Raw genomic sequence first — 10758 nt, forward strand, 5'->3', positions numbered from 1 at the left:
ACGTGGCCGGGTGGATGTCGCTCTCACGAAGGGGTGCTCCATCGCACCGGCTCGGGAAAGTGTAGCCCAGCTCTCATCGGGATGGGTGCACCGGGCGAGGCATGTCTCACGTCTCGGGACTCCCGCCGCCTGAGCGCCGTGCACGGAGGACGTGGCGGGCGGGTCGCGCGCACAATGCCCCGTCGGTCCGGCGGGCGGGCTGGGCGCTCGATGCCCCGTCGTCCTGGTTGCCCGGGCCGCGGGTGAGTCCACGCTGCGGGATACTGGGGAGGTGGACATCACTGAGCTGACTCGCAAGATCCTGGACCGTCGCGCGAAGGAGGGTGACCCTCTGCGGATCGTGCAGGCAGGCCATCCCGCGCTGCGGAGAAAGGCCGTGAACGCCGTCGGGCGGATCGACGTCGGTCTTTTGATCGAGCTCGCCGAGGCGATGACGATCACGATGCATAAGGCGCCGGGCGTGGGGCTGGCTGCTCCCCAGGTGGGACTGCCGCTGCGGTTCTATGTGGTCGAGGATTCCTTCGCTGCGGAGGAGGGGGAGGACCCCGACGATGATCTGCTGGAGCGGCGGCCGCTCGCTCTGCGTGCCCTGCTGGATCCTGTCGTCGAGCCGCTCGGAGAGCAGCGGGTCTACGCCTTCGAGGGGTGTCTCTCCGTGGATGGCTGGCAGTCGATCGTCCCGCGCTCCCGGCGGGTGCGGCTGCGGGCGACCGAGCTGCTGCGCGATGGCCGTCTGCGGGAGATCGATGAAGAGCATGCGGGGTGGACGGCACGCATCTTCCAGCATGAGACGGATCACCTGGCGGGGACCCTCTGCCACGACGTCTCCGTGCCCCGGTCATTCATGGAGGCCGGGTACGCCGCGCACTACTCCGACCTCGGTGAGGCAGTGCGTCGGCTCGGACTGAGCGGGGAGATCGCTGAGCTCGGCGACGGCGAGGTCATGATCGGCTGAGCGGGCGAAGCTCGCGGAGTCTTCAGGGTGAAGCCTGCGCGAGGCGGTACCTTGACCCTGTTCATGACCCCACAGAACGGAGCCGACGGTGGCACAGAGCGACCCGAACATCTCGCGCGATGACCAGAACGGTCCGGAGGCGCTTCCCGAAGACGGTGAGCTCACCGAGCAGATCGACGAGCGCTGGCTGGCGGTGATCGATGCCGCGCTGAAGGTGCAGGCTCCGCTCGCGCACAGCTATGTGCAGAAGCTTCGCCGGAAGCACACCGAGGCGACCGATCGGCAGCTGCTCGAGCACGTCACCAAGCGCTTCACCACGCTGACCACTGCGGCCGGCGCGGGCATCGGCGGGGTCGCGGCGCTGCCGGGCCTCGGCACCGCGGCGGCGCTCGGCCTGACCGTCGGCGAGGGAGTCACGTTCGCTGAGGCCTGCGCCTTCCTCACTCTTGCTGCGGCGGAGATCCATGGCGTCGACATGACCGACAAGAACACCCGCCGCCTGGTACTGATGGGAGTGCTCGGTGGCGAGCGCGGCACCGAGATCATCGCCAAGGCGATGGGCAAGCAGGGCCTGCAGTGGCACTCCGTGCTGAACGGCGGTGGGGGCTTCCTGCCGGGCCTGATCAGCAAGCAGGTCTCCCGCTACGTCCGCCGCCGGGTGGTGGCCAGGACCGGCAAGCTCTGGTTGATGCGGCTGCTGCCCTTCGGCCTCGGAGCTGTGATCGGGGGGCTCGGCGCTCGCTCGGTCTCGAAGTCGGTGGTCGAGGCGATGCTCGAGATCTTCTCCCAGGAGCTGACCGTCCAGGGCGAGCTCGCCGACGAGCAGAGCGCGCTGGACGCCTGAGCATCACCGGACGCTGAGCCCGTCCACGTGGTGGATATTCGCGGAGCCCTGAACGGGCAGTGCGCGAAGAGGGCGGAGCGCCGAGAAGTCCAAGCACGAAGAGATCCAAGCACGAAGAGATCCAAGCACGAAGAGGGCCGACCCCTGCGGGTCGGCCCACTTCGTCTGCGTGATCCCGGGGGTCAGCCATCGCCCCCGGCCGGTCACATCTCCTGCGTGAAGTCGTTCTCGTGCTCGGTGCCGACTGCGCGCCGATAGGAACGACGGATCTCCGCCTCGGCGTCGCTGCGGCCCTCCCAGTGCGCGCCCTCGACGCTCTTGCCCGGCTCGAGGTCCTTGTAGACCTCGAAGAAGTGCTGGATCTCCAGGCGGTGGAACTCGCTGACGTCGGTCAGCTCCTGGCGGCGCACCTGACGCTGGTCGCCGACCGGCACCGCGATGATCTTGTCGTCGCCGCCGGCCTCATCGCGCATGCGGAACATGCCGAGCGCCCGGCACCGGATCAGGCAGCCGGGGAAGGTGGGCTCCTCGAGCAGCACCAGGCAGTCCAGCGGATCGTTGTCCTCGCCGAGGGTCCCCTCGATGAAGCCGTAATCGTCCGGATAGCGGGTGGCGGTGAACAGCATCCGATCGAGCCTGATCCGGCCGTTGTGGTGGTCCACCTCGTACTTGTTCCGATTTCCGCGAGGGATCTCGATGGTCACGTCAAATTCCACGACTGCCGCTCCATTGCTCCGGCCCCGTGGGCCTCTGGTACTGACCCGGACACCATATCGTGGGGTCATGGCCCTGAGAGCATCGGAACGCATCTGGCGCACCACCGCGATCGTGATGTGCGCGGCAGTGCCCACGAGCTTCTACGTGCTCGGCGACCTCACCGATGCCTTCCCCGGCGTGCTCACCGCCGCCGCTGTCGAGGAGGGGCCGGCCTCTGGTCCGCGTGCTGTGGCGGAGGATTGGGAACGGCTGACAGCTGGCGATCAGCTCCCGCCCATCGATCGGCCCGGATCCCCGGTGGACCCAGCTGACCTCCAGGAACGCATGGCCGCAGGGGCACAGCTGCCTGTGGTCGATGGGGGACTGGCCTTCAGCGTGGTCGACGCCGGGACCGGCGAGGTGCTCGCAGAACGTGACGCCGATGCCGCGCTCGTCCCCGCCTCGACGCTCAAGCTGCTCACCGCCGCCGCAGTGCTGCGCCAGTACAGCGGCGACGAGGTGCTCACCACCAGAGCCGCCGTGCAGGACGGCGTGGTGACCCTGATCGGCGGCGGTGATATGACTCTCAGCGAGGACGAGCTCCGCGGGCTCGCGACCCAGGCGGCCGAGCTGGCCACCACCCAGGCCGCGGCCGAGGGCACGGTGCAGGTCTCCGTAGTCCTCGATGACAGCTACCTGGTCGGCGGTGCCAATGCGGCCTGGGGGAACAACGGCACCGCTGGCGGATGGGTGACGCCGACCGCGAGCCTGGCTCTGGACGGCGGCTGGCTCGACGGAGAGCAGTACGGCCCGAAATCCTCCGATCCAGCCGGGGACGTCGCACGCCGCTTCGCGGAGCAGCTGACCGAGGCCGGCCTCGAGGTCACCGGAGAGGTCACGGCCGGCGAGGCTCCCGCGGAGGCGCCGTCGGTCGAGATCCACTCCGAGCCGCTCGCCGAGATCGTGCGCCACACCCTGCTCATCTCCGACAACACCACCGCCGAACTGCTGGCCCACCTGGTGGCGCTCTCCCGCGGGGAGGAGACCACACCGGCGGGGGCGGCCGCCGCGGTCGAAGCCGAGATTCGTGACCTGGCGTCAGAGATCGGGGTGACGGACGCCGACCTCGCCGGGCTCGAGCTGTATGACGGTTCAGGCCTCTCCCGGCAGAACCGGGTGCCGCCCGCCCTGTTCTCCGCCGTGCTCGCGGAAGTCGCCTCCGGTGAGGTCCCCCGGCTCGAGCAGATCCTCTTCGACGTGCCGATCGCAGGACTCTCCGGAACGCTCGCCGAACGCTTCACGGCCGACGGCACCGTGGATGCGAGCGGTCTGGTGCGCGGCAAGACCGGCTATCTCGGCGGCGCCGCCACCCTCGCCGGCGTGGCTGTCCTGCCTGATGGACGCACCGTCGGCTACTCGATCGTGGTGCATGGCTTCGACGGTGCAGATGCCCTGGCGGCCCGCGCTGCGGTGGACCAGGTCGCCGCAGAGATGGTGCAGGTCGACTGATGGCCGGCCCCCCACCAGTGATCGCCCGGGCTCGCACCGCCGTGCGCGCCTCGCTCACCGCACGCATCGAGCAGCTCGCCGATGACACCGCCGTCGGTCATCTCTCCCCCCGGATCCTGGTCGGGCTCAGCGGGGGAGCGGATTCCCTCGCCCTGCTGGCGACCACCGTCTGGGTGGGGTCGCGGATGGGGCTGGAGACCGAGGCGGTGATCGTGGACCACGCCATGCAATCGGGATCCGCGCAGGTCGCCGAACGGGCCCTGGTCCAGGCGCAGCAGCTCGGTGCCGGGGGACAGGTGATCCGGGTCGAGGTCGACCTCGCGGCGCCCGGCGGGCTCGAGAACGCGGCACGCAGCGCCCGCCACGAGGCCCTGGAGACCGCGCGAGAAGAACGCGGAGCGCTCGCCCTGCTGATGGCGCACACTCTCGACGACCAGGCGGAGCAGGTGCTGATGGGGCTAGCCCGGGGAGCAGGGCTGCGAGCGATGGCGGGGATCCCGCGCACGCGGGGAGCTCTGCTGCGGCCATTCCTGGGCACCGGGCGTGACGAGCGCACGGCATTGCGCCGCGTCGACACCGAGGAGATCTGCCGCCTGCACGATCTCCAGTGGTGGGAGGACCCGATGAATTCGGATCTCACGATGCTGCGTTCACGGGTCCGGCATCGGGCCCTCCCGCTGCTGCGAGAGATCCTCGGTGACCAGATCGACGAGAACCTCGCCCGCACCGCCGACCTGGTGCGCCCGGACGTGGACCACCTCGACCGGGAGGCGCAGGCACTGCTGCCTTCCCTGCGACGTGAGGGGGGCGAGCTGCGCGAGGACGGCGACCTGCTGCAGCTGGATGTGCACGCTCTGGCCGCCGTCCCCGCGCCACTGCGCACCCGGATCCTGCGCGACGCCTCACGTTCCGCTCACCGCGCAACGCCCCGGGACGCCGCCGCTGGATCATCGAAGTCCCTGCTCCGACGCCACGTGCTCGCGATCGACGCACTCGTGGTCTCATGGCACGGTCAGGCAGCAGTGCCCGTTCCAGGTAGGATCGAAGTCGCTCGCCGCGACGGCCTGTTGGTGTGGCGCCGCCTCGATCCGTGATCGGCGGCGGACGCACCCCACCACGTTTCATGGAGGAGATCCGCGTGCCCCAGACGCACCCCCACCCCGATGTCGACCGCGTGCTGCTGGACGAGCAGCAGATCCGCGAACGCCTCGCCGAGCTCGGTCAGCAGATCGCCGAGGACTACGCGGACGAGCCGCCGGTCCTGGTCGGCGTGCTGCGCGGCGCGGTGATGGTGATGGCGGATCTCGCCCGCCAGATCGACCTCAAGGTCGAGATGGACTGGATGGCCGTCTCCTCCTACGGCTCGGGCACCAAGTCCTCGGGCGTCGTGCGGATCCTCAAGGACCTCTCGGGAGACATCACCGGGCGCAACGTGCTGATCGTCGAAGACATCATCGACTCCGGACTCACCCTGAAGTGGCTGCTGTCCAACCTCCGCTCGCGAGGCCCCAAGAGCGTCGAGATCGCGACCCTGCTGCGCAAGCCCGAGGCCGCGCGCGTCGAGATCGACGTGAAGTACGTCGGCTTCGACATCCCCAACGAGTTCGTCATCGGCTACGGCCTCGACTACGCCGAGAACTACCGCAACCTCCCCTACGTGGGCGTCCTCGCACGCTCGATCTACGAGGACTGATCTCATGGCAGATTCCCCCAAGAGCAAGAGCAAGAGCTCAGGCGGCAAGAAGCGTCGCCCGTTCACCGGCATCGCCCTATGGATCGTCGTCGCCCTGCTGCTGGGCATGGCGATGTTCTCCCTGTTCGGTCGCGACGGGTATGAGCCGATCGACACCCAACAGGGGCTCGAGCTGCTGACCGGTGACACCGTGGAGCAGGCAAAGATCATCGGTGGCAACCAGCAGCGGGTCGACCTGGTCCTGACTCAGGACTTCGTGGACGGCGAGGAGAACAAGGGCACCGAGGTGCGCTTCTCCTATGTCGACGCGCGCGGCGAAGCCGTGGTGCAGGCCGTCGAGGACTCGGCACCGGCCAAGGGCTACACCGATGAGATCGCCACCAACTCCTGGTGGTCCACGCTCCTGCTGTCCTTCCTCCCGCTGCTGATCTTCATCGGCCTGTTCTGGTTCCTGATCATGAACGCCCAGGGCGGCGGCAAGGCGATGCAGTTCGGCAAGTCCAAGGCCAAGCTGTTCAACAAGGAAGCCCCCAAGGTCACCTTCGCGGATGTGGCAGGCGCGGAGGAGGCCGTCGAGGAGCTCGACGAGATCAAGCAGTTCCTCGTGGATCCGGGCCGGTACCAGGCTGTCGGCGCGAAGATCCCCAAGGGCGTGCTGCTGTACGGCCCGCCCGGCACCGGAAAGACCCTCCTGGCCAAGGCCGTGGCCGGCGAGGCGAATGTGCCCTTCTACTCGATCTCCGGCTCGGACTTCGTGGAGATGTTCGTGGGCGTCGGCGCGAGCCGTGTGCGCGACCTGTTCAACACCGCCAAGGAGAACTCCCCGGCGATCATCTTCATCGACGAGATCGACGCCGTCGGCCGCCACCGCGGCGCCGGCATGGGCGGCGGTCACGACGAGCGCGAGCAGACCCTGAACCAGATGCTGGTGGAGATGGACGGGTTCGATGAGAACCAGAACGTCATCCTCATCGCCGCCACCAACCGAGTGGACATCCTGGACCCCGCACTGCTGCGACCGGGCCGCTTCGACCGCCAGATCGCGGTGGAGGCCCCGGACCTCAAGGGCCGTCTGCACATCCTCGGCGTGCACGCCAAGGGCAAGCCGCTCGCTCACGACGTCGACCTCGAGCACGTCGCCAAGCGCACCATCGGCATGTCCGGCGCCGACCTCGCGAACGTCCTCAATGAAGCCGCGCTGCTCACCGCCCGCTCGGGCAACCAGATCATCGACAACCGCGCCCTGGATGAGGCGATCGACCGCGTCTCCATGGGGCCGCAGCGGTATTCGAAGGTGATGAGCGAGCGCGAACGGCAGATGACCGCGTACCACGAGGGTGGCCACGCCCTGGTCGCAGCGGCGATGAACAATTCCGCACCCGTCACCAAGGTGACGATCCTGCCGCGTGGCCGCGCCGGCGGTTACACGATGGTGGTCCCCACCCAGGATCGCAACTATCAGTCCCGCAATGAGCTGCTGGACCGACTGGCCTACGCCCTCGGCGGCTACGCCGTGGAGGAGAGCATCTTCCACGATGTCACCACCGGTCCCAGCTCGGACCTCCAGAACGCGACCAAGATCGCCCGCACCATGGTGATGCAGCTGGGGATGAGCGATGCCGTGGGCCAGGTCGCCCTGGCCGGCGAGCAGGACGAGGTGTTCGTCGGGATGCAGCAGGGGCAGGCCCCCCGCTTCAGCGCCGAGACGGCGAGCCTCATCGACCAGGAGGTCCGGGCCCTGCTCGATACCGCTCTGGACGAAGCCTGGGCCGTGATCGTGGAGAACCGTCACGTGCTGGACCGTCTGGTGGAGGAGCTGCTCGAGCGGGAGACGCTCAACGAGCACGAGCTCGCCGAGATCTTCAAGGACGTGAAGAAGCAGCCGGCGCGCGAGGTCTGGGTCTCCAGCGCCGAGCGTCCCGCACTGGCTGCGCCGTCCGTCGGGGCGACGATCACCGCGACCGGGACCGAGGCCCACGACGCGGGGGAGTCCCTGCAGCCGGGCGCCCCCGAGCTGCCCCACCCCGGTGGCCAGGGGCCGCAGATCCCGGGCGCCCCGCAGGGTGGCGGACCGGCAGAGGGCGGCACCGGAACCGGCTACGGCTATGGGAGCACGGAGTACGGCAGCACGGGCTACGGCGGCACTGAGCACGGCAGCACCGACCATGACGGCACCGACGGGGCGGAGCGTTGAGATGAGTGTGGATCAGCCCCGTATCGAAGCCGCCGTGCGGGAGATCCTCGCGGCGATCGGTGAGGATCCGGACCGGGACGGCCTGCTCGACACGCCGTCCAGGGTGGCGCGCATGTACGCGGAGGTCTTCGCGGGACTCACGCAGGACGCCCGTGAGCCGCTCTCGACCACCTTCGATATCGAGCACCAGGAGCTCGTGCTGGTGCGCGACATCGCGTTCTACTCGATGTGCGAGCATCACCTGCTGCCCTTCCATGGTGCCGCCCACGTGGGCTACATCCCCGGCAGCGGCGCGGTCACCGGCCTCAGCAAGCTGGCACGGCTGGTGGATGTCTACGCCCGCCGGCCGCAGGTGCAGGAGCGCCTCACCACCCAGATTGCGGACGCGCTGATGGACGAGCTCGGTGCCGACGGCGCGATCGTGGTCATCGAGGCCGAGCACATGTGCATGTCGATGCGCGGAGTGCGCGCGGCCGGCGCCCGCACCGTCACCAGCGCGGTGCGAGGAATGCTGCGCGACAGCCCGAGCACCCGTGGCGAGGCCATGGCCCTCATCAACAGGGCGTGAGCATGATGAGCAGTTCATTCCGTCGTCCCGCCGGTCTCCCCGAGCGGCTCGACACCGAGGACACCCTGGTGATGGGAGTCCTCAACGTCACCCCGGATTCCTTCTCCGACGGGGGCGCGCACGACGATGCACCCGCCGCGATCGCCCACGGGCAGCGGCTGATGAGCCAGGGCGCGGCGATCGTCGATGTCGGTGGCGAGTCCACCCGACCCGGTGCTCCTCGTGTGGATGAGGACGAGGAGCTGCGCCGGGTGCTCCCGGTGGTCACTGCTCTGGCGGCGCAGGACATCGTGGTCAGCGTCGACACCATGCGCGCCTCCGTCGCGGCGGCGAGCGTGGAGGCAGGGGCACTGATCGTCAATGACGTCTCCGCCGGCCGGGCCGATGTGGACATGGGCAGTGAGGCGGCTCGGCTCCGCACGCGCCTGGGCACCCCACCGGTCTTCATCGCGATGCACTGGCGTGGGCACAGCGATGTGATGAACGAGTTCGCCGTGTACCGCGATGTGGCGCGCGACAGCGCCGCAGAGCTCGCCGAGCGCCTTGCCGCTCTGCGCGAGGCAGGAGTCGAGGACCGCTTCCTGGTCGCCGACCCAGGCCTCGGATTCTCCAAGACCGGAGAGCAGAACTGGGAGGTGCTGGCCGATTGGCCGACGCTGAGCTCCCACGGGCTGCCGCTGCTGATCGGTGCCTCTCGCAAACGCTTCCTCAGCGGCTTGGGGGTGGACCGGGACCTGGCGACCGCCGCCATCAGTGCCTACAGCGCAGAGCACGGCGCCTGGGCGGTCCGCGTGCATGACGTCGCCTCCTCGGTCGCGGCCGTGACGGTGGGCGACCGCCTACGACGGAGCGTCCGACGATGACCGCGCAGCCTCTCCAGCCGGGCCGCGGCCCGACGCGACTGGACCGCATCGAGGTGACCGGGATCAAGGCCTGGGCCCACCACGGTGTGCTCGAGGAGGAGAAGCGCCTGGGACAGCAGTTCGAGGTCGATGTGACTCTCCACCTCGACACCGCACCTGCTGGCGCCTCCGATGCGCTCTCGCGCACCGTGAACTATGCCGAGGCCGCTGCGGCGGTGCACGAAGAGATGACCGGCGGCCCTTATGACCTGGTCGAGACGCTCGCCGAACGGATCGCCACGCGGATTCTGACAGACACCGGACACCCCCTGGTGCGTCGCGTCGGGATCCGGGTCCACAAACCCTCCGCCCCCGTCGGGCTGCCCGTCGGGTCTGTCACGGTGAGCATCGAACGGGACGCCGCGCCGATCTCAGCGGTGCTGGCAGTGGGCACCAACCTGGGGGAGCGGGAGCAGCACCTGCAGGACGCGCTCGCCCACCTCGCCGCGACCGACGGCATCGAGATCGCCTGGACCGGACCGGTGCTCGAGACGGTCCCCGTCGGCGGGCCCGCCGGGCAGGGCAGCTTCCTGAACTCGGTGATCGGCGTGCGCACCGTGCTAGGCCCCTTCGCTCTGCTCCGGGCTGCGCAGGATGCGGAGCATGCTGCGCATCGGGAACGCCTGGTGCGGTGGGGCCCGCGCACCCTTGACGTGGACGTCATCACCTACGGCGACTGGGTGAGTGATGATCCGGAGCTGACGGTGCCGCACCCGCGGGCCCACGAGCGAGCCTTCGTGCTCGCCCCCTGGCACGCTGCCTGCCCGCAGGCGATGCTGCCCGGTCAGGGCCCGGTCGACGCACTGCTGGCCCGTGCCGAGGACCGGGAGGGGCTGCGCCCGGGGCCGGCCCTCGAAGGGTTCGGACTCTCGTGAAGCCGCTCAACGTGCCGATCCTGGTGCTGATCCTCGTGATCGGCGCGGGCTTCGGGGCGCAGATGCTCGAGGCTCTCGCCTCCCGCGGCCATTCCCTGCCGATCGCTGGCTGGCTGACCACCCTGGTGCTGCTCGCCCTCGTGGCGGTGCTGCTGGTGAACGGCCTGCCCCTGCGCCGCTACATGCTCGAGAGCCAGGAGCGCAAGGAGCATCCCAGCTTCGCCCCGCGGCGCCATCAGATCGATCTGCCGACTGCCTATCGCACCGTGCTGCTCGCGCGTGCCTGCGCCTATACCGGCGTCGTGGTCGGCGGGATCTTCGCCGGGCAGGCGCTGTTCCTGCTCCTCACCGGGACCGGTGACCCGCTGCAGGGGATCCTGCCCACCGCCGCGGCAGCGATTGCGGGGATCGTGCTCGGGGTGCTGGGCGTGATCGTCGAGCGTTGGGGCCAGCTGCCGCCGGAGGATGGCGAGAAATCGGCGGAGGGTGCTGGCGTCGGAGGCTGAGCCTTCCGACTGTGCT

Annotated in this window: 11 protein-coding genes; 10 read left to right on the top strand and 1 reads right to left on the bottom strand. The window is 69.3% G+C overall.

Annotated features, from left to right (window positions below; all coding sequences use genetic code 11):
• The first annotated feature begins 271 nt into the window (after positions 1 to 271).
• Both ABD893_RS08380 and ABD893_RS08385 read left to right on the top strand, forming a co-directional pair.
• Complete coding sequence (locus tag ABD893_RS08380; protein ID WP_345078242.1) at positions 272 to 955, top strand: peptide deformylase; 684 nt, start codon at positions 272 to 274, stop codon at positions 953 to 955.
• An 88-nt stretch (positions 956 to 1043) separates the two neighbouring features.
• A complete protein-coding gene (locus tag ABD893_RS08385; RefSeq protein ID WP_345078245.1) occupies positions 1044 to 1799 on the top strand; it encodes a hypothetical protein in 756 nt (251 codons plus the stop codon).
• Positions 1800 to 2002: 203 nt separating this feature from the next.
• Here the strand turns inward: ABD893_RS08385 and ABD893_RS08390 are convergent, their stop codons facing one another.
• Positions 2003 to 2515: an inorganic diphosphatase gene (locus ABD893_RS08390; RefSeq protein WP_345078248.1), complete on the bottom strand. Its 513-nt coding sequence runs from the start codon at positions 2513 to 2515 to the stop codon at positions 2003 to 2005.
• A 67-nt stretch (positions 2516 to 2582) separates the two neighbouring features.
• Here ABD893_RS08390 and ABD893_RS08395 point away from each other — a divergent pair, with 67 nt between their 5' ends.
• The 8 genes from ABD893_RS08395 to ABD893_RS08430 are packed head-to-tail and all read left to right on the top strand — an operon-like array spanning position 2583 to position 10742.
• A complete protein-coding gene (locus ABD893_RS08395; protein ID WP_345078251.1) occupies positions 2583 to 4004 on the top strand; it encodes a D-alanyl-D-alanine carboxypeptidase/D-alanyl-D-alanine-endopeptidase in 1422 nt (473 codons plus the stop codon).
• Positions 4004 to 5098 (top strand): tRNA lysidine(34) synthetase TilS, encoded by a 1095-nt coding sequence (gene tilS, locus ABD893_RS08400; RefSeq protein WP_345078254.1) that lies wholly within the window; start codon positions 4004 to 4006, stop codon positions 5096 to 5098. The genes ABD893_RS08395 and tilS overlap by 1 nt, the downstream gene beginning before the upstream one ends.
• 44 nt (positions 5099 to 5142) lie before the next feature.
• Positions 5143 to 5697, top strand: a complete 555-nt coding sequence (gene hpt / locus ABD893_RS08405) for a hypoxanthine phosphoribosyltransferase (protein ID WP_345078257.1) — start codon at positions 5143 to 5145, stop codon at positions 5695 to 5697.
• A gap of 4 nt (positions 5698 to 5701) precedes the next feature.
• Complete coding sequence (ftsH, locus tag ABD893_RS08410; protein WP_345078260.1) at positions 5702 to 7891, top strand: ATP-dependent zinc metalloprotease FtsH; 2190 nt, start codon at positions 5702 to 5704, stop codon at positions 7889 to 7891.
• Position 7892: 1 nt separating this feature from the next.
• A complete protein-coding gene (gene folE, locus ABD893_RS08415; protein ID WP_345078263.1) occupies positions 7893 to 8459 on the top strand; it encodes a GTP cyclohydrolase I FolE in 567 nt (188 codons plus the stop codon).
• A gap of 5 nt (positions 8460 to 8464) precedes the next feature.
• On the top strand, positions 8465 to 9322 hold the full coding sequence (gene folP, locus ABD893_RS08420; protein ID WP_345078480.1) for a dihydropteroate synthase: 858 nt from the start codon (positions 8465 to 8467) through the stop codon (positions 9320 to 9322).
• Positions 9319 to 10236, top strand: a complete 918-nt coding sequence (folK, locus tag ABD893_RS08425; protein ID WP_345078266.1) for a 2-amino-4-hydroxy-6-hydroxymethyldihydropteridine diphosphokinase — start codon at positions 9319 to 9321, stop codon at positions 10234 to 10236. Before folP ends, folK begins: the two co-directional genes overlap by 4 nt.
• Complete coding sequence (locus ABD893_RS08430; protein ID WP_345078269.1) at positions 10233 to 10742, top strand: DUF3180 domain-containing protein; 510 nt, start codon at positions 10233 to 10235, stop codon at positions 10740 to 10742. The genes folK and ABD893_RS08430 overlap by 4 nt, the downstream gene beginning before the upstream one ends.
• Positions 10743 to 10758 lie beyond the last annotated feature (16 nt).

It is taken from the genome of Brachybacterium paraconglomeratum, from assembly GCF_039541415.1.
GTDB lineage: Bacteria > Actinomycetota > Actinomycetes > Actinomycetales > Dermabacteraceae > Brachybacterium > Brachybacterium paraconglomeratum_A.